This window comes from Pantoea sp. CTOTU49201, assembly GCF_032054795.1.
Classification (GTDB): domain Bacteria; phylum Pseudomonadota; class Gammaproteobacteria; order Enterobacterales; family Enterobacteriaceae; genus Pantoea; species Pantoea symbiotica.
Map to the genome: position 1 here is coordinate 1 of NZ_DAMBSA010000041.1, position 18,198 is coordinate 18,198.

The 18,198-nt window shown below is 53.6% G+C and carries 17 protein-coding genes and 1 pseudogene; 16 read left to right on the forward strand and 2 right to left on the reverse strand.

Annotation, left to right across the window (positions count from 1 at the left end; genetic code table 11):
• Together glnD and map are read right to left on the reverse strand one after the other, a co-directional pair.
• On the reverse strand, positions 1 to 1,599 hold a 1,599-nt coding region (glnD, locus tag RTY00_RS05020), incomplete at its 3' end, for a [protein-PII] uridylyltransferase (protein WP_312663643.1).
• Positions 1,600 to 1,669: 70 nt separating this feature from the next.
• A complete protein-coding gene (gene map / locus RTY00_RS05025; protein WP_008108487.1) occupies positions 1,670 to 2,464 on the reverse strand; it encodes a type I methionyl aminopeptidase in 795 nt (264 codons plus the stop codon).
• Positions 2,465 to 2,782: 318 nt separating this feature from the next.
• Between map and rpsB the strand changes: the two genes are divergently transcribed.
• The 16 genes and pseudogenes from rpsB to RTY00_RS05105 all read left to right on the forward strand — a co-directional run.
• A complete protein-coding gene (gene rpsB / locus RTY00_RS05030) occupies positions 2,783 to 3,502 on the forward strand; it encodes a 30S ribosomal protein S2 (RefSeq protein WP_007893898.1) in 720 nt (239 codons plus the stop codon).
• A 182-nt stretch (positions 3,503 to 3,684) separates the two neighbouring features.
• Positions 3,685 to 4,536 (forward strand): translation elongation factor Ts, encoded by an 852-nt coding sequence (gene tsf / locus RTY00_RS05035; protein WP_312663645.1) that lies wholly within the window; start codon positions 3,685 to 3,687, stop codon positions 4,534 to 4,536.
• 154 nt (positions 4,537 to 4,690) lie between these two features.
• Positions 4,691 to 5,416: a UMP kinase gene (gene pyrH / locus RTY00_RS05040; RefSeq protein ID WP_007893903.1), complete on the forward strand. Its 726-nt coding sequence runs from the start codon at positions 4,691 to 4,693 to the stop codon at positions 5,414 to 5,416.
• A 142-nt stretch (positions 5,417 to 5,558) separates the two neighbouring features.
• Entirely contained in the window at positions 5,559 to 6,116 is a 558-nt protein-coding gene (gene frr / locus RTY00_RS05045) for a ribosome recycling factor (protein WP_036649587.1), read from the forward strand.
• Between the two features lie 119 nt (positions 6,117 to 6,235).
• Entirely contained in the window at positions 6,236 to 7,438 is a 1,203-nt protein-coding gene (gene ispC, locus RTY00_RS05050; RefSeq protein ID WP_193372753.1) for a 1-deoxy-D-xylulose-5-phosphate reductoisomerase, read from the forward strand.
• 166 nt (positions 7,439 to 7,604) lie between these two features.
• Positions 7,605 to 8,357, forward strand: a complete 753-nt coding sequence (gene ispU / locus RTY00_RS05055) for a (2E,6E)-farnesyl-diphosphate-specific ditrans,polycis-undecaprenyl-diphosphate synthase (RefSeq protein ID WP_007893909.1) — start codon at positions 7,605 to 7,607, stop codon at positions 8,355 to 8,357.
• 18 nt (positions 8,358 to 8,375) lie between these two features.
• Entirely contained in the window at positions 8,376 to 9,233 is an 858-nt protein-coding gene (gene cdsA / locus RTY00_RS05060; protein ID WP_154154075.1) for a phosphatidate cytidylyltransferase, read from the forward strand.
• Positions 9,234 to 9,245: 12 nt separating this feature from the next.
• Positions 9,246 to 10,595 carry a sigma E protease regulator RseP gene (rseP, locus tag RTY00_RS05065; RefSeq protein ID WP_008108480.1) on the forward strand — a complete coding sequence of 450 codons (1,350 nt, stop codon included), beginning with the start codon at positions 9,246 to 9,248 and terminating at the stop codon, positions 10,593 to 10,595.
• A 51-nt stretch (positions 10,596 to 10,646) separates the two neighbouring features.
• On the forward strand, positions 10,647 to 13,058 hold the full coding sequence (bamA, locus tag RTY00_RS05070; protein WP_312663648.1) for an outer membrane protein assembly factor BamA: 2,412 nt from the start codon (positions 10,647 to 10,649) through the stop codon (positions 13,056 to 13,058).
• A gap of 95 nt (positions 13,059 to 13,153) precedes the next feature.
• Entirely contained in the window at positions 13,154 to 13,654 is a 501-nt protein-coding gene (locus RTY00_RS05075; RefSeq protein ID WP_008108478.1) for an OmpH family outer membrane protein, read from the forward strand.
• Between the two features lie 3 nt (positions 13,655 to 13,657).
• Positions 13,658 to 14,683 (forward strand): UDP-3-O-(3-hydroxymyristoyl)glucosamine N-acyltransferase, encoded by a 1,026-nt coding sequence (lpxD, locus tag RTY00_RS05080; RefSeq protein WP_265301292.1) that lies wholly within the window; start codon positions 13,658 to 13,660, stop codon positions 14,681 to 14,683.
• A 190-nt stretch (positions 14,684 to 14,873) separates the two neighbouring features.
• A complete protein-coding gene (gene fabZ, locus RTY00_RS05085) occupies positions 14,874 to 15,329 on the forward strand; it encodes a 3-hydroxyacyl-ACP dehydratase FabZ (protein ID WP_007893924.1) in 456 nt (151 codons plus the stop codon).
• A gap of 3 nt (positions 15,330 to 15,332) precedes the next feature.
• Positions 15,333 to 16,121, forward strand: a complete 789-nt coding sequence (gene lpxA, locus RTY00_RS05090; protein WP_312663649.1) for an acyl-ACP--UDP-N-acetylglucosamine O-acyltransferase — start codon at positions 15,333 to 15,335, stop codon at positions 16,119 to 16,121.
• A gap of 3 nt (positions 16,122 to 16,124) precedes the next feature.
• Positions 16,125 to 17,273 carry a lipid-A-disaccharide synthase gene (gene lpxB, locus RTY00_RS05095; RefSeq protein ID WP_312663650.1) on the forward strand — a complete coding sequence of 383 codons (1,149 nt, stop codon included), beginning with the start codon at positions 16,125 to 16,127 and terminating at the stop codon, positions 17,271 to 17,273.
• Complete coding sequence (rnhB, locus tag RTY00_RS05100) at positions 17,266 to 17,892, forward strand: ribonuclease HII (protein WP_312663651.1); 627 nt, start codon at positions 17,266 to 17,268, stop codon at positions 17,890 to 17,892. Before lpxB ends, rnhB begins: the two co-directional genes overlap by 8 nt.
• Before the next feature lie 31 nt (positions 17,893 to 17,923).
• A pseudogene (locus RTY00_RS05105) lies at positions 17,924 to 18,198 on the forward strand (PHP domain-containing protein); the annotation flags it as partial.

Here is an 18,198-nt window from a genome sequence, read left to right on the forward strand (position 1 = left end):
ATGTAATTCGGCGAAGTCGAGCGCATCCTGCGCGCCGAGAATCGAGTGATCGCCGTTGCGGCCTTTGGCGATATCGTGCAGCAGCGCGGCCATCAGCAACAGTTCCGGTTGCGGCAGGCGCGGCCAGAGTTCAACGCACAGCGGATGCATCGGGCGTGTGGCTTCGTCGGCAAAACTCTCCAGCTTTTGCAGCACGCGAATGGTGTGCTCATCCACCGTGTAAGCGTGGAACAGATCGAACTGCATCTGGCCGACGATGTTGCCCCACAGCGGCGTATACGCCCACAACACGCTGTGACGATGCATCGGCACCAGCGCGCGCTTTACCGCGCCCGGATGACGCAGAATCGCCATAAAGGTTTCACGCGCTTCAGGAATCTGGCACAGCGGCTGTTTCAGATGGCGGCGCGCATAGCGCAGCTGCCGCAGCGTGGTGGAGTAAATGCCTTTGATGTTTTCGTTGCGCACCATCACGTAGAACATACGCAGGATGGCTTGCGGCTCACGTTCAAACAGCGTGAGATCGCGCAGGTCAATGAGGTCACCGCGAATCTGGAAGTCATCATCAATATTGCGCGGCTTTTCGGTGGTCGACAGCGCCAGAATCGCTTCATCGAACAGCTGCAGCAGCATCTGATTGAGTTCGCCGATGCGGCGCGTAACGCGGTAGAAGTCCTTCATCATGCGCTCAACCGGCTCGTTGACTTCGCCCAGATAGTTGAGGCGCTGAGCGACGGTCAGCTGGCGATCGAACAGCAGGCGGTTGTCATAACGCGTCAGCGTTAAGTGCAGCGCAAAACGAATGCGCCACAAAAATTCCTGACACTCATTGATTTCATTGCGTTCCGCTTCGGTGATAAAGCCGAAACCGACCATTTCATCCATGGTGGTGGCGCCAAAGTGACGGCGCGCCACCCATTGCAGCGTGTGAATGTCGCGCAGGCCGCCGGGGCTGCTTTTAATATCCGGCTCGAGGTTGTAGCTGGTGCCGTGATAGCGCTGGTGGCGCTCCTGCTGCTCTTCAATTTTGGCGGCGAAGAAGCGCGACGACGGCCAGAAGCCATCGCTGAAGATGTTCTTTTGCAGTTCGAGAAACAGCGCTACATCGCCGGTGAGCATGCGCGATTCGATAAGATTGGTGGCGACCGTGAGATCGGATAAGCCTTCCAGCAGGCACTCTTCCAGCGTACGTACGCTATGACCGACTTCCAGCTTCAAATCCCACATCAGCGTTAGCAGCTCGCTGGTGCGCTGCGCGGCTGCGTCATCCAGCGGCTGGCGGCTGAGGATCAGTACATCAATATCGGAAAGCGGATGCAGTTCCCCGCGACCATAGCCGCCAACGGCAACCAGCGCGATCTCCTTCATCTGGTCGAAACCAAAGAAGCGCCACAGGCGACGCAATAAGCGGTCGATAAACAGCGTGCGCGCATCGATCAGCGATTCGATATCGGTGCCCGCATCAAATGCGATGCCAAGATGCTGCTGGAATTGCTCAAGATATTGTTTGAGCTTGTCGCGCGTCAGGGCGTCATCGGGCCAGCTGGCGGGGGAATCGGTCAGGCCTTTGTGTACTGCTTCGGTCACGCTACCACTCATCAACATGCCTCTTCATTACGCACATAAAAAAGGCCAGCTATAAGCCGGCCTGGTACTGTCAGCGAGATGATTACGCGACGTTTTCGAGCACCGCTGGAATGGTGTCGTCTTCACGCAGCGTCAGAATCTCACAGCCGTTTTCTGTCACCACAATAGTATGCTCATACTGTGCGGACAAGCTGCGATCTTTGGTTTTCACGGTCCAGCCGTCCTTCATGGTGCGGATGCGGTAATCACCGGCATTCACCATCGGTTCGATGGTGAAGGTCATGCCAGCTTGCAACACTACGCCGCTGTCATCCGCGTCGTAATGCAGGACCTGCGGCTCTTCGTGGAAGCCTTTGCCGATGCCATGACCGCAATACTCGCGCACCACTGAAAAATCCTGGGCTTCGACATACTGCTGAATCGCACGGCCCAGCTCACGCAGACGAATCCCCGGCTTCACCAGGCGCAGCGCGATATAGAGACTTTCCTGGGTAACGCGACACAGGCGCTCGCCCTGAATGGTCGCTTTACCGACGATGAACATTTTTGAGGTATCGCCGTGATACTCATCCTTGATCACCGTGACATCGACGTTAACCACGTCGCCATCTTTCAGCACACGATCGTCGCTCGGAATACCGTGACATACCACTTCATTCACCGAAATACACACCGACTTCGGAAAGCCGTGATAGCCGAGGCAGGCGGAAATCGCCTGCTGCTTCTGCGTGATGTGTTCGTGGCAGAGACGATCCAGTTCACCGGTGGTGACGCCAGGCACCACGTGCGGTGCAATCATCTCCAGCACTTCAGCCGCAAGACGGCCCGCAACGCGCATTTTTTCGATTTCTTCAGGGGTTTTAATTGAAATAGCCATTAAATTAATCCGCAATCGTCGGAATTTTCGACAATAATGAGTTCTGTGGCAGTCATGTTAGCAGCCAGCAAAAGGGCTGCCAAATGGCGATTGTCTGCGCCTGCGGCGCTCAACTACTATTGGCGTATTCCTGCGCATTGTGGTATAAAGCGCGCCGACGATTCTCTGTCACCGACGTTTGGCTGGCAGGAAACGCATAAAACTCATTATGTGTACTAAAACACACATGTATCGACACATACGCCGGGGTGCCTTGAAAGAGGTCGGTCGTATGGGATACATGGAGGCCCAACCCCAAATCAAACTTTAGAGGTAATCATGGCAACTGTTTCAATGCGCGACATGCTCAAGGCTGGTGTTCACTTTGGTCACCAGACCCGTTACTGGAACCCGAAAATGAAGCCATTCATCTTCGGCGCACGTAACAAGGTTCACATCATCAACCTCGAGCAGACTGTGCCAATGTTCAACGACGCTCTGGCTGAGTTGAAAAAGATCTCTTCCCGTAAAGGTAAGATTCTGATCGTTGGTACTAAGCGCGCTGCTGCCGAAGCGGTAAAAGAGTCAGCTCTGAGCTGCGACCAGTTCTTCGTAAACCACCGCTGGTTGGGTGGCATGCTGACTAACTGGAAAACCGTTCGTCAGTCAATCAAACGCCTGAAAGATCTTGAGTCTCAGTCTCAGGACGGTACTTTCGACAAACTGACCAAGAAAGAAGCGCTGATGCGCACTCGCGAACTGGCCAAGCTGGAAAACAGCCTGGGCGGTATCAAAGATATGGGCGGTCTGCCGGATGCACTGTTCGTTGTTGACGCTGATCACGAGCACATCGCTATCAAAGAAGCAAACAACCTGGGTATCCCAGTATTTGCTATCGTTGATACCAACTCTGATCCAGACGGCGTTGACTTCGTTATCCCAGGTAACGACGATGCGATCCGTGCTGTAAGCCTGTACCTGACTGCCGTTGCCACTACCGTGCGCGAAGGCCGTTCACAGGATCTGGCTGAGCAGGCTGAAGAAGCTGCTGAAGCTTAATAAGGTTCGCTCTTTCTAAGAGCCCTTAGACATCAGATGTTATCTGTTAAGGGGGCCGTTCAGGCCCCTTTATTTTATCTAAGTCTGTCACGCTCACTGCAGAGCGAGCGGGGCAGAGTAAATTTTCCGCAACAAGTTTCTGACAGTGTGTGAGCACACAGAGACGAATCGAGGATTCTGGAATGGCTGATATTACCGCTGCATTGGTAAAAGAACTGCGTGAGCGTACTGGCGCAGGCATGATGGACTGCAAAAAAGCGCTGACCGAAGCGAACGGCGACATCGAGCTGGCGATTGAGAACATGCGCAAATCTGGCGCAATCAAAGCCGCTAAGAAAGCAGGCAACGTTGCTGCTGATGGCGTGATCAAAACCAAAATCGCTGACGGCTTCGCAGCGATCCTGGAAGTAAACTGCCAGACCGACTTCGTTGCTAAAGATGGCGGTTTCCTGGCGTTTGTTGAAAAGGTTCTGGATGCAGCTGTCGCTGGCAAAGTTACCGATGTGGAAGTTCTGAAAGCGCAGTTCGAAGAAGAACGCGTAGCGCTGGTTGCGAAAATCGGTGAGAACATCAACATCCGTCGTGTTGCTATCCTGGAAGGCGCTGAGCTGAACAGCTATCAGCACGGCGCACGTATCGGTGTGGTTGTTTCGACCACCGGTGCTGACGAAGAACTGAGCAAGCAAGTTGCTATGCACATCGCTGCAAGCAAGCCAGAGTTCGTTAAGCCAGAAGACGTGTCTGCAGACGTGGTTGAGAAAGAGTACCAGGTTCAGCTGGACATCGCCATGCAGTCTGGCAAGCCAAAAGAAATCGCAGAGAAAATGGTTGAAGGCCGCATGAAGAAATTCACCGGCGAAGTTTCTCTGACCGGTCAGGCTTTCGTTATCGACCCAAGCAAAACCGTTGGCCAGGCGTTGAAAGAGAAAAACGCTGACGTCATCAACTTCATCCGCTTCGAAGTGGGTGAAGGCATTGAGAAAGTTGAAGCTGACTTCGCAGCAGAAGTTGCTGCAATGTCCAAACAGTCTTAATGGTCCGAAAGAACCGCCACAAGGCGGTTCTTTTTTGTCTGCGATTTAGTGCAGCACTTTCAGTCTCATCCCAATAGCTTTTCTCGCGGGCTTTGCGGATGATCGACCAGATTTTACTTCTCCTTTTCATCATATCTTCCAGGAAGAACTGACCATGGCGACCAACGCAAAACCTGTATATCAACGTATCCTGCTAAAACTGAGTGGCGAAGCACTGCAAGGTGCCGAAGGTTTTGGCATCGACGCGAGCGTGCTTGACCGCATGGCGCAAGAGGTTAAAGAGCTGGTTGAATTGGGCATTCAGGTGGGTGTGGTTATTGGTGGCGGTAACCTGTTCCGCGGCGCAGGTCTGGCCCAGGCGGGCATGAACCGTGTGGTCGGCGACCATATGGGCATGCTGGCAACAGTAATGAATGGCCTGGCAATGCGTGATGCGCTGCACCGTGCGTATGTCAATGCGCGCTTGATGTCAGCGATTCCGCTGAACGGCGTGTGTGATAACTACAGCTGGGCAGAAGCGATCAGCCTGCTGCGCAATAACCGCGTCGTGATCTTCGCGGCCGGTACCGGCAACCCGTTCTTTACCACTGACTCTGCAGCTTGCCTGCGCGGCATCGAAATCGAAGCCGACGTGGTACTGAAAGCCACCAAAGTAGACGGCGTCTACTCTGAAGATCCGGTGAAAAACCCGGATGCCACGCTGTATGACCAACTGAGCTATGCAGAAGTGTTGGATAAAGAGCTCAAAGTGATGGATCTCGCCGCCTTTACGCTGGCGCGTGACCACAAACTGCCTATCCGCGTCTTCAACATGAACAAGCCTGGCGCATTGCGTCGCGTCGTGATGGGTGAAAAAGAAGGCACCCTGATTACGCATTAATACCCGACGCACGTTAAAATAAGGTATATTCTTTTGCCGCGATGCTCTGGCATCGCGCAGCAATTAGGATGATCGATGTTTATCGATACCGCTTCCGGTTAGCCCGGAAATGGCCAGGTCAACCGAATTCAAGGGTTTCAACGTGATTAACGACATTAAAAAAGATGCAGACACGCGCATGGAAAAATGTGTGGATGCATTTAAAAACAACATCAGCAAAATCCGCACCGGCCGTGCTTCGCCTTCACTGCTCGACGGCATTGTGGTTCCTTATTACGGTACACCTACGCCGCTGCGTCAGCTGGCTAGCGTGACAGTAGAGGATTCACGTACGTTGAAAATCAACGTATTTGATCGCTCGCTGAGCGCTGCTGTTGAGAAAGCGATTATGACGTCTGATTTGGGTCTGAACCCAAGCTCAGCCGGTAGCGATATTCGTGTACCGCTGCCAGCGCTGACCGAAGAGCGTCGTAAAGATCTGATCAAGATCGTACGTGGCGAAGCTGAGCAGGGCCGTGTCTCTGTACGTAACGTCCGCCGTGACGCGAACGACAAGATCAAAGCGCTGCTGAAAGACAAAGAGATCAGCGAAGACGACGAACGTCGTACGCAGGATGAGATCCAGAAAATGACCGATGCGCACATCAAGAGTGTTGATGCGGCATTGGCCGATAAAGAAAAGGAACTGATGGACTTCTAATTCCATCAACTGCTTTTCAAAACGCCGTTCAGAGACGAGACGTGTTCGACTCTGGCGGCGTTTTACATTGTGTCCGGCGCTGTTGCGGACACCCTCCACGACTTCACAGGGATAGCATGATGAAGCGATTAACTCTGCTGGGTTCGACCGGCTCCATTGGTACCAGTACGCTGGCGGTGATTGCCGCAAATCCTGAACTTTATCAGGTGACCGCGCTGGTGGCCGGCCAGAATGTGGCGTTGATGGCTGAGCAATGCCTGCAATTCCAGCCGCGCTATGCTGCGATGTCCGACGAGAAATCTGCCCAAGCGCTGCGTGAGCGACTGAAAGCACTCAACGTTAATACCGAAGTGCTCTCCGGCGTTCAGGCTGCCTGCGAATTGGCCGCGCTGGATGATGTGGATCAGGTGATGGCGGCGATTGTTGGCGCCTCAGGTTTACAGCCTACCATGGCTGCAATTCGTGCCGGCAAAACCGTGCTGCTGGCCAACAAAGAATCGCTTGTCACATGCGGCCGTCTGTTTATGGAGGCGGTACGCCAACATCAGGTGCAATTGCTACCCGTCGATAGTGAGCACAACGCCATTTTTCAGAGTTTACCCGCTTCCATACAGCATCAGTTGGGGTACGCTGATCTGCGGGGGAACGGCATCGAGTCGATTCTCCTTACGGGATCGGGTGGTCCTTTTCGTGACACGCCATTAGCGGATTTAGCCGGTATGTCGCCGGACCAGGCATGTGCGCATCCGAACTGGTCAATGGGGCGTAAAATCTCCGTTGATTCGGCCACCATGATGAATAAAGGTCTTGAATACATTGAAGCCCGCTGGCTGTTTAATGCGACTGACGCGCAGATGGAGGTGATCCTGCATCCGCAGTCGGTTATCCATTCGATGGTGCGTTATTGCGACGGCAGCGTGCTGGCGCAACTCGGCTCTCCGGACATGCGGACGCCTATCGCGCACAGCATGGCATGGCCAGCACGTATCTCTGCGGGCGTAACGCCGCTCGACTTCACTCGCATGAAGTCGTTGACGTTTGCCGAGCCGGACTACGAGCGCTATCCCTGCCTGAAGCTTGCGATTGATGCCTGTGCCACAGGTCAGGCCGCTACGACCTCGCTGAACGCAGCGAATGAAGTAGCGGTGGCAGCTTTTCTGCAGCACCAGATTCGCTTTACCGATATCGCCGCCATCAACAGCGAAGTGCTGGCGACCCTGAGTTGTCAGGAGCCAGGCAGCATTGACGAGGTGATGGAGATCGATCGGTTAGCGCGCGTGCGTGCCAATGAATTGTTGCCGCGCTTTCGTTTAGCAGGTTGATAGTTCCCGCTATTTGTTCGCTCTGGGTGAAAATGGTATAGTCGCTCGCTCGCGTTTCACAGCCCGACATTGTTTCGATGTCATCTGGCGTGTTTGCCGGAGTTTGCTGCAGGCGCAATGTATTCAGAAACCACAGCATTTCTGATGAAAGGAATTATTACGCGTTATGTCGTCCAACAATCACAACACAATCGATGACGAGTCGTACTGCACGCCACGTCACGTGGCCATCATTATGGATGGTAATGGTCGCTGGGCAAAAAATCAGGGCAAACTGCGTATTTCAGGCCACAAAGCCGGGGTAAAATCAGTACGCCGGGCTGTCAGCTTTGCGGTTAGCCATAAACTGGAAGCGCTCACGCTTTATGCGTTCAGCAGTGAAAACTGGAGCCGTCCGATTCAGGAAGTGACAGCGTTAATGGAGTTGTTTGTCTGGGCGCTCGACAGCGAAGTCAAAAGCCTGCACAAGCACAATGTGCGTCTGCGCATTATTGGTGATATCAGTCGTTTCAATAACCGTATTCAGGAACGCATTCGCCGCGCCGAGGAACTGACTCAGCAAAATAATGGACTGACCCTTAACATTGCTGCCAACTATGGCGGCCGTTGGGATATTATCCAGGGTGCCAGAAAATTGGCCGAACAGGTTCAGGAAGGTTTACTGCGTCCTGACCAGATTACCGAAGAAAGCCTGGCTCCGTATTTGTGTATGCAGGAGCTGGCGCCAGTGGATTTAGTGATAAGGACCGGGGGAGAGCATCGGATTAGCAACTTCCTGCTGTGGCAAATCGCCTATGCTGAGTTTTGGTTTACCGATGTTCTTTGGCCTGATTTTGATGAAAACGTTTTTGAAGGTGCACTGAATGCATTCTCTACGCGGGAGCGACGCTATGGCGGTACTGCACCAGGCGGCGCCTAAGCAATTTGGGGGTAACCTTTGCTGAAGTCTCGTCTGATTACCGCGTTAATTTTGATTCCGCTGGTGATCGCTGCACTGTTCTGGTTACCCCTGTCCGGTTTTGCGATTATCACTATCATCATCTGCATGCTTGCCGCCTGGGAATGGGGGCAGTTTGCCGGCATGAAAACGCGTCAGCAACGTATCTGGCTCGCCGTGCTATGCGGTCTGTTGCTGTCCGCGATGCTTTTTACTCTTGAACCCTATCAACGCAATCTGCACCAATTCCAGATGGAAGGCTCGCTCTGGGCATCGCTGGTGTGGTGGATTGCCGCGCTCATCTTAGTGCTGTTCTATCCTGCCTCTGCTGCATTGTGGCGTCATTCGCGTGCGCTGCGTCTGCTGTTTGGCCTGCTCACCTTGATTCCCTTCTTCTGGGGCATGATGGCGCTGCGTCAGTATCATTACGATACCGATCATTTCGCCGGCGCATGGTGGCTGTTGTTCGTGATGTTCCTCGTCTGGGGCGCAGATTCTGGTGCTTACATGTTTGGTCGTCTGTTTGGCAAACATAAGCTGGCACCGAAAGTCTCTCCGGGTAAAACCTGGGAAGGTTTCTTCGGTGGCCTGTTGTCATCTGCCATCATCGCCTGGCTATTTGCCCTGCTGGCACCGCTTTCGGTTGCGCCGGGCACGCTGATTATCTGCGCGGTGATTGCCACGCTGGCATCGGTATTGGGCGACCTGACAGAAAGTATGTTCAAGCGTGAAGCGGGCATTAAAGACAGCGGTAACTTGATTCCGGGGCACGGTGGTATTCTCGATCGTATTGATAGCCTGACTGCTGCGGTGCCGGTGTTTGCCTGCCTGCTGCTGTTGGTGTTCCGCACCCTCTGAGGATAGCCGACGATGTTGAGTATACTCTGGAGTTTTGCCGCCTTTATCGTGGCGCTTGGCGTGCTGATTACCGTGCACGAGTTTGGCCATTTCTGGGTGGCGCGCCGCTGCGGTGTCAAAGTCGAACGTTTCTCAATTGGCTTTGGTAAAGCGCTGTGGCGTCGCAGCGATCGTCAGGGCACCGAATATGTTATCGCGCTGATTCCTCTCGGCGGCTACGTCAAAATGCTCGACGAACGCGTTGAGAGCGTTCCCGCCGAACTGCGTCATCAAGCCTTCAACAATAAAACCGTGCTTCAGCGAGCTTCGATCATCGCAGCCGGCCCTATCGCCAACTTCATCTTCGCTATCTTCGCTTACTGGGTCGTGTTTATTCACGGCGTGCCGGGTGTGCGTCCCGTGGTTGGTGAAATTCTGAACGGTTCCGTCGCTGCTGAAGCGCAAATTACCTCCGGCATGGAACTTAAAGCGGTAGATGGTATCGAAACGCCTGATTGGGATGCTGTGCGTATGGCGCTGATCGGTAAAATCGGCGACAGCGATGCCACGCTAACCGTGTCGCAATTTGGCGAAGAAGCCACGCAGCAAAAGCAATTAAATTTGCGCGATTGGCAATTTGAGCCTGATAAACAGGATCCGGTGGTCGCTTTAGGTATTCGTCCACGTGGGCCGCAGATTGAAACGACCTTAGCCGAAGTTCAGGCAAACTCACCGGCAAGCAATGCTGGTTTGCAAGCGGGCGATAGGATCGTTAAAGTCGATGGTCAGCCATTGTCACAGTGGCAGGCTTTTGCGGCACAGGTGCGGGATAATCCGGGCAAAAACATGGCGCTAGATATCGAGCGCAACGGCGAACCTGTGGCGTTGACGTTAACGCCGGAAGCGAAACCGGGCAAGGAAGCGGAAGGCTTCGCGGGTGTAATACCGCGTGTGATTCCGCTGCCTGATGAGTACAAAACGGTAAGGCAGTATGGGCCTTTTGCGGCGATCGGCGAAGCCAGTGTAAAAACCTGGCAGCTGATGAAGCTAACGGTCTCCATGCTGGGCAAGTTGATAATCGGGGATGTGAAGCTGAATAACCTGAGCGGGCCGATTTCGATCGCGCAGGGTGCCGGGTTATCAGCAGAGTACGGGGTGATTTATTACCTGATGTTCCTGGCGCTTATCAGCGTCAACCTGGGCATCATTAACCTGTTCCCTCTGCCGGTTTTAGATGGTGGTCATCTGCTCTTTCTGGCGATCGAAAAGATCAAAGGTGGACCGGTGTCCGAGCGAGTTCAGGACTTTAGTTATCGCATTGGCTCAATCTTGCTAGTGCTGTTAATGGGGCTTGCACTTTTCAATGATTTCTCTCGTCTGTAATAGCTGGAACGCATACAGACGCGGGATGTGTTAGGAAAACGCATAACAACGATGGCGATGAAAAAGTTGCTCATAGCGTCGCTGCTGTTTAGCAGCGCCACCGTTTACGGTGCAGACGATTTCGTAGTGAAGGACATTCATTTCGAAGGTCTCCAGCGAGTCGCCGTCGGCGCGGCTCTGCTCAGCATGCCGGTACGTGTCGGTGATACGGTGAATGACGATGACGTCAGAAACACCATTCGCTCACTGTTCGCTACCGGTAACTTTGAAGATGTGCAGGTTCTGCGTGACGGTACAACCCTGATTGTTCAGGTGAAAGAGCGTCCGACCATTGCCAACATCACTTTCTCCGGCAACAAAGCGGTGAAAGAAGATCAGCTGAAACAGAACCTCGAAGCGTCTGGCGTGCGCGTTGGCGAAGCGCTGGACCGCACCACGCTCTCTTCAATCGAGAAGGGCCTGGAAGACTTCTACTACAGCGTCGGTAAATACACCGCCAGCGTCAAAGCCATTGCTACGCCGCTGCCGCGCAACCGTGTGGATCTGAAATTCGTCTTCCAGGAAGGCGTTTCAGCACAGATCCAGCAGATCAACATCGTCGGCAATAAAGCGTTCAGCTCAGACGAACTGATCTCGCGCTTCTCACTGCGTGATGAAGTGCCATGGTGGAACGTAGTGGGCGATCGCAAATACCAGAAGCAGAAGTTAGCGGGCGATCTCGAAACCCTGCGCAGCTTCTATCTGGATCGCGGTTATGCGCGTTTCAACATCGATTCCACGCAGGTGAGCCTGACGCCAGATAAGAAAGGCATCTACATCACCGTGAACATCAACGAAGGCGATCAGTACAAGATTGCCGGCGTGATCGTGAACGGCAGCATGGCGGGCCATTCTGCTGAAATCGAAAAGATGACCAGAATTCCAGCGGGTGAGCTGTATAACGGCACCAAAGTCACCCAAATGGAAGATGACATCAAGAAATTGCTGGGCCGTTACGGTTACGCCTATCCGCGCGTAATGACCCAACCAGAAATCAACGATGCCGACAAAACCGTCAAGCTGCATATCAACGTGGATGCGGGCAACCGTTACTACGTGCGTAAAGTGCGCTTTGAAGGTAACGACACCTCAAAAGATTCAGTGCTGCGCCGTGAAATGCGTCAGATGGAAGGTGCCTGGTTGGGCAGCGACCTCGTCGATCAGGGTAAAGAGCGTCTGAATCGTACCGGTTACTTCGAAACCGTGGATGTGGATACGCAACGCGTTCCAGGTGCACCAGACCAGGTTGATGTGGTCTACAAGGTGAAAGAGCGTAACACCGGTACCTTCAACTTTGGTGTTGGTTACGGTACTGAAAGTGGCGTGAGCTTCCAGGTGGGTGTGACCCAGGAAAATTGGCTCGGCACCGGTAACACCGTTGGCATCAGCGGTACCAAAAACGATTACCAGACCTACGCTGAGTTCTCTCTGACCGATCCGTACTTCACGGTCGACGGTGTGAGCCTTGGCGGTCGCTTGTTCTATAACGACTTTAAAGCCGATAACGCGGATCTGTCTGACTATACCAACAAAAGTTATGGTCTCGACGGGACGCTGGGCTTCCCGGTCAACGAAAACAACACGCTGCGCGTTGGTTTAGGTTATGTGCATAACGACCTCTCCAACATGCGTCCGCAGGTAGCGATGTGGCGTTATCTGGATTCGGTTGGTCGCCATCAGGGCTTGAATGATGAGGGTGATTTCTCTGCAGATGATTTCACCTTCAACTACGGTTGGACCTACAACACCTTAGACCGTGGCTTCTTCCCAACACGCGGTAATCGTACCAACCTGAACGGTAAAGTGACTATTCCTGGCTCTGATAACGCGTTCTACAAAGCGACATTGGATAGCCAGCAATATGTGCCGCTGAACCGCGATGGTACGTGGGTAGTATTAGGCCGTGGCCGTGTTGGATATGGTGACGGACTTAATGGTAAAGAGATGCCGTTCTATGAGAACTTCTACGGCGGTGGTTCGAGCACAGTTCGTGGCTTCCAGTCCAATACCATTGGTCCTAAAGCTGCGTATCTGAACGATGGCTCGTCAACCTGTAATCTCTCAGATCCAAACGGCATCTGTAAGTCGGATGATGCGGTTGGTGGTAACGCCATGGCGATTGCCAGCCTTGAGCTGATCACGCCAACGCCTTTCCTGAGCGAGAAGTATGCGAATTCCGTGCGTACCTCTGTGTTTATGGATGCCGGTACCGTTTGGGATACCAAATGGCAGAACACCGCGGAAACACGCGCGGCGGGTGTGCCAGATTACAGCGATCCTAATAACATTCGCGTCTCTGCCGGTGTGGCACTGCAGTGGATGTCACCGTTAGGACCGCTGGTATTCTCATACGCCCAGCCGATGAAGAAAGTCGAGGGAGACAAGTCAGAGCAATTCCAGTTTAACATTGGTAAAACCTGGTAAGGCTCTGAGCAGGGAAGTGAAAATACCGTCTTGCACGCGTGCTGCCTGATAATGCGGCACGCTGCAAACACACACGTTGAGGTAAGGAGTTTATAGTGAAAAAGTTGTTCTGTGCTGCTGCTCTGGGTGTTGCGTTAGCTGCTTCTGCGGGTGCCCAAGCGGCTGATAAAGTTGCCGTCGTGAACCTGAGCCAGGTTTTCCAGCAGTCTCCGCAGCGTGCTGCTGTTGCTAAACAGCTTGAAGGTGAATTCCAGAGCCGCGCCTCTGACCTCCAGTCTCAGCAGCAGAAGATCCAGCAAGAAATTCAGGATCTGCAGCGTAATGCATCGACCATGAAAGCGAGCGACCGCACCAAGAAAGAGAAGCAAATCTCTACTGAGCGTGCTGCCTTTGAACAAAAAGCACAGGCTTTTGACAAAGACAACCAAACTCGTCAGATGCAGGAGCGTAACAAGCTGCTGGCTAAAATCCAGACCGCTGTTCAGTCTGTAGCGAAAAGCGAAGGTTACGATCTGGTTCTGGACTCTCAGGCCGTGCTGTACTCTTCTTCTGATGCTAAAGACATCACTGCTGACGTTGTAAAACAGGTTAAATAATTGATGTCATCAATTCGACTGGCTGATTTAGCCCAGCAGTTGGATGCAGAATTGCACGGAGATGGCGATATCGTCATCTCCGGCATTGCTTCTATGCAATCCGCCACAACTGGCCAAATCACTTTTCTTGCAAACAGCCGCTACCGCGAGCAGCTCGCTACTATCCAGGCTTCAGCCGTGGTGCTGACGGAAGCGGATCTGGAGTGGTGTAAAACGGCCGCCCTGGTGGTGAAAAATCCTTACTTAACTTATGCCCGCATGGCACAACTGCTGGACACCACGCCGCAGCCCGCGCAGAATATCGCGCCCAGCGCGGTGATCGATGCAACGGCTAAGCTGGGTAAGAATGTTTCGGTAGGCGCAAATGCGGTGATCGAGTCCGGCGTAGAGCTGGGTGACGACGTCGTTATTGGCGCAGGATGTTTTGTTGGTAAGCAGACGCGTATCGGTCGCGGCTCACGTTTGTGGGCTAACGTCACGATTTATCACGAAATCCAGATTGGTCAGGATTGTCTGATTCAGTCGGGCACCGTTATTGGTGCTGATGGTTTCGGCTATGCTAACGATCGCGGCAATTGGGTGAAAATCCCACAACTGGGTACCGTAGTGATTGGTAATCGGGTAGAAATTGGTGCCTGTACCACCATCGATCGCGGCGCGCTGGATAACACTCTGATCGGCAATGGTGTTATCATAGATAACCAGTGTCAGATTGCGCACAACGTCGTGATTGGTGATAACACCGCAGTTGCGGGTGGTGTGATCATGGCGGGTAGTCTGAAGATTGGACGTTACTGTATGATTGGCGGCGCCAGCGTCATTAACGGCCATATGGAAATCTGTGACAAAGTGACCGTAACGGGCATGGGTATGGTAATGCGCCCCATCACAGAGCCAGGCGTGTATTCGTCAGGTATTCCACTGCAACCCAACAAAACCTGGCGTAAAACAGCAGCGCTGGTGATGAACATCGATGAAATAAGCAAACGCTTAAAAGCCATCGAACGTAAGGTCGGTAAAGACGACTAAACGCATCCCACGCTACTCGCTTTCATAACAAGAAGTGTACTTTCTTCCACCTTCGGCTAACCCGAGAATGGCAGCAGGTATCGTAAGAAAGCGAAACGCCCCGAACTAATTTGCGGCCTGCGGAAGATCATTTTGATCGGTGCAGGCCGTGTTATTGATGCCATCAGATTTTTAGGACAGGAAGAGTATTTTGACTACTGAAACGCATACTCTGAAAATTGAAGAGATTTTAGAACTGCTGCCACACCGCTATCCTTTCTTGCTGGTTGATCGCGTGCTGGATTTTGAAGAGCATAAATATCTGCGCGCGGTGAAGAACGTTTCTGTTAACGAACCGTTTTTCCAGGGACATTTCCCTGGTAAGCCGATTTTCCCAGGCGTTCTGATTCTGGAAGCGATGGCGCAAGCGACCGGCATTCTGGCATTCAAAAGCGTTGGAAAACTGGAACCAGGCGAACTCTATTACTTCGCTGGTATCGATGAAGCCCGTTTCAAACGTCCGGTTGTGCCGGGCGATCAGATGATCATGGAAGTGACCTTCGAGAAAACCCGTCGTGGTCTGACGCGCTTTAAAGGCGTGGCGACCGTAGACGGCAAAATTGTCTGTGAAGCGACCATGATGTGTGCCCGTAGCCGGGAGGCATAATAAGTGATTGATTCAACCGCCAATATCCATCCCAGTTCTGTCATTGAAGAGGGTGCCATTATCGGCGCCAATGTTCACATCGGTCCGTTCTGCTTTATCGGTGCCAATGTGGAAATTGGTGAAGGAACGGTTCTCAAATCGCACGTGGTGGTGAACGGCCACACGCGTATCGGCAAAGACAATCAGATCTACCAGTTCGCTTCCATTGGTGAAGTGAACCAGGACCTGAAATATGCGGGCGAACCAACGCGCGTTGAAATTGGCGATCGCAACCGCATCCGCGAGAGCGTCACCATTCATCGTGGCACTACGCAGGGCGGCAATGTGACCAAAGTCGGCAGCGATAACCTGCTGATGGTGAATGCTCACATCGCGCATGACTGCGTGATCGGCAATCGCTGCATCTTTGCTAACAATGCCACGCTGGGCGGTCACGTCACCGTTGATGATTTTGCAATTATTGGCGGCATGACGGCGGTACATCAGTGGTGCACCATTGGTGCTCACGTGATGGTTGGCGGTTGTTCAGGCGTCGCGCAGGATGTGCCGCCTTATGTCATTGCGCAGGGCAACCACGCAACGCCATACGGTATCAACATCGAAGGTCTGAAGCGTCGCGGCTTTAGCAAAGAAGCGCTGCATGCCATTCGCAACGCGTACAAACTGCTGTACCGCAGCGGCAAAACGCTGGATGAAGTGAAACCAGAGATTGAAGAGCTGGCGAAACAACACAGCGAAGTGCAGCCTTTCTATGACTTCTTTGCCCGTTCTACGCGTGGATTGATTCGTTAATCCATGTCAGCGCGTCCCCTAACGATTGCCCTGGTCGCCGGAGAAACCTCCGGCGATATTCTTGGTGCAGGTCTCATCCGTGCTTTAAAAGCGCGCCATCCTGATGCGCGCTTTGTTGGCGTGGCCGGTCCGCTGATGCAGGCCGAAGGCTGCGAAGCCTGGTATGAGATGGAAGAGCTGGCGGTGATGGGCATCGTCGAAGTGCTGGGACGCCTGCGGCGTCTGCTGAAAATTCGTCGTGACCTGACGCAGCGCTTCACCGAACTCAAGCCGGATGTGTTTGTCGGCATTGATGCGCCGGATTTCAACATTACGTTGGAAGGGAGCCTCAAGCGCGCGGGCATTCGCACTATTCATTACGTCAGCCCTTCCGTTTGGGCGTGGCGTCAAAAGCGTGTTTTCAAAATCGGCCGCAACACTAATCTGGTGCTGGCATTCCTGCCGTTTGAGAAAGCGTTTTACGATCGTTTTAACGTGCCATGCCGCTTTATCGGCCACACCATGGCTGATGCGATGCCGCTGCAGCCCGATAAGCTGGCGGCGCGCCGCGAGTTAGGCATTGCTGAAGAAGCGATTTGTCTTGGCTTGTTGCCAGGCAGTCGTGGTGCAGAAGTCGAAATGCTCAGCGCCGATTTCCTGCGCGCCGCGCAGCTGCTGCGTCAGCGTTATCCAACGCTGGAAATCGTGGTGCCGCTGGTGAATGCCAAACGCCGCGAGCAGTTTGAGCAGATCAAAGCGCAAGTTGCGCCTGAACTGCCGATGCATTTGCTGGATGGCAAAGGTCGTCAGGCGATGCTGGCCAGCGATGCCGCTATTCTTGCATCTGGCACCGCCGCGCTGGAGTGCATGCTGGCGAAATGCCCGATGGTGGTTGGCTATCGTATGAAGCCGTCGACCTTCTGGCTGGCAAAACGTTTGGTAAAAACGCCGTACGTTTCCCTGCCAAATCTGTTAGCCGGTCGCGAGCTGGTGAAAGAGTTGCTGCAGGACGAGTGTCAGCCCGAAGCGTTAGCCGCGGCGCTGGAGCCGCTACTTCACGCGGGCCCTGAGCGCGATGCGCTGCTGAAAACCTTCACCAAACTGCATCAACAGATTCGCTGGAATGCCGATGAGCAGGCGGCGGATGCGGTACTGGAGATCATCAATGGCTGAATTTATCTATCCCAACGCGCAGCTGATTGCTGGCGTTGATGAGGTCGGACGCGGTCCGCTGGTTGGCGCAGTGGTGACGGCGGCGGTGATCCTTGATCCCGCCAACCCGATTGCCGGACTGGCCGACTCGAAAAAACTCTCTGAGAAGCGTCGTCTGGCGCTGTATGACGAGATCAAAGAGAAGGCGCTGGCCTGGAGTCTTGGCCGAGCCGAGCCAGAAGAGATCGATCAGCTCAATATTTTGCATGCCACCATGCTGGCGATGCAGCGCGCGGTCGCGGGTTTGCACATCGCGCCGGACTTTGTGCTGATCGATGGCAACCGTTGTCCCGCGCTGCCGATGCCCTCGCAGGCGGTGGTGAAGGGCGATAGCCTGGTGAAAGAGATCAGTGCCGCTTCGATCATCGCCAAAGTCACGCGCGATCGTGAAATGGCCGAGCTGGATCTGCTGTTCCCGCAATATGGCTTTGCGCAACACAAAGGTTATCCAACCGCGCTGCATATGGAAAAGCTGACGCAGCACGGCGCCACACCTCATCACCGTCGCAGCTTTGCGCCGGTGCGTAACGCCTTGATTGATGCTGACGTGCTGGCAGCCCGCCAGCCAACTACGCTTTAATAGCCTGACGCTGTTTTAACCGGAAACTGATATGGCTGAACCTCGTTTTATACATCTGCGCGTCCACAGCGATTACTCCATGGTTGATGGTCTGGCGAAAACCGGACCGTTAGTCAAAAAGGCGGCTGCGCTGGGAATGCGGCGATCGCCATTACCGACTACATCAACCTGTGCGGGCTGGTGCGTTTTTACGGTAGTGCGCACGGCGCGGGGATCAAGCCGATTGTCGGTGCTGACTTCCAGGTCGCCAGTGAATTGATGGGCGATGAGCTGACACAGTTAACGCTGCTGGCGGCCAATAACACC

Bases quoted from the DNA above. Each gene is read 5' to 3' on its own strand.
- map (WP_008108487.1), bottom strand. From the start codon at position 2,464: ATGGCTATTTCAATTAAAACCCCTGAAGAAATCGAAAAAATGCGCGTT.
- rpsB (WP_007893898.1), top strand. From the start codon at position 2,783: ATGGCAACTGTTTCAATGCGCGACATGCTCAAGGCTGGTGTTCACTTT.
- tsf (WP_312663645.1), top strand. From the start codon at position 3,685: ATGGCTGATATTACCGCTGCATTGGTAAAAGAACTGCGTGAGCGTACT.
- pyrH (WP_007893903.1), top strand. From the start codon at position 4,691: ATGGCGACCAACGCAAAACCTGTATATCAACGTATCCTGCTAAAACTG.
- ispC (WP_193372753.1), top strand. From the start codon at position 6,236: ATGAAGCGATTAACTCTGCTGGGTTCGACCGGCTCCATTGGTACCAGT.
- ispU (WP_007893909.1), top strand. From the start codon at position 7,605: ATGTCGTCCAACAATCACAACACAATCGATGACGAGTCGTACTGCACG.
- rseP (WP_008108480.1), top strand. From the start codon at position 9,246: ATGTTGAGTATACTCTGGAGTTTTGCCGCCTTTATCGTGGCGCTTGGC.
- bamA (WP_312663648.1), top strand. From the start codon at position 10,647: ATGGCGATGAAAAAGTTGCTCATAGCGTCGCTGCTGTTTAGCAGCGCC.
- lpxD (WP_265301292.1), top strand. From the start codon at position 13,658: ATGTCATCAATTCGACTGGCTGATTTAGCCCAGCAGTTGGATGCAGAA.
- lpxB (WP_312663650.1), top strand. From the start codon at position 16,125: ATGTCAGCGCGTCCCCTAACGATTGCCCTGGTCGCCGGAGAAACCTCC.
- rnhB (WP_312663651.1), top strand. From the start codon at position 17,266: ATGGCTGAATTTATCTATCCCAACGCGCAGCTGATTGCTGGCGTTGAT.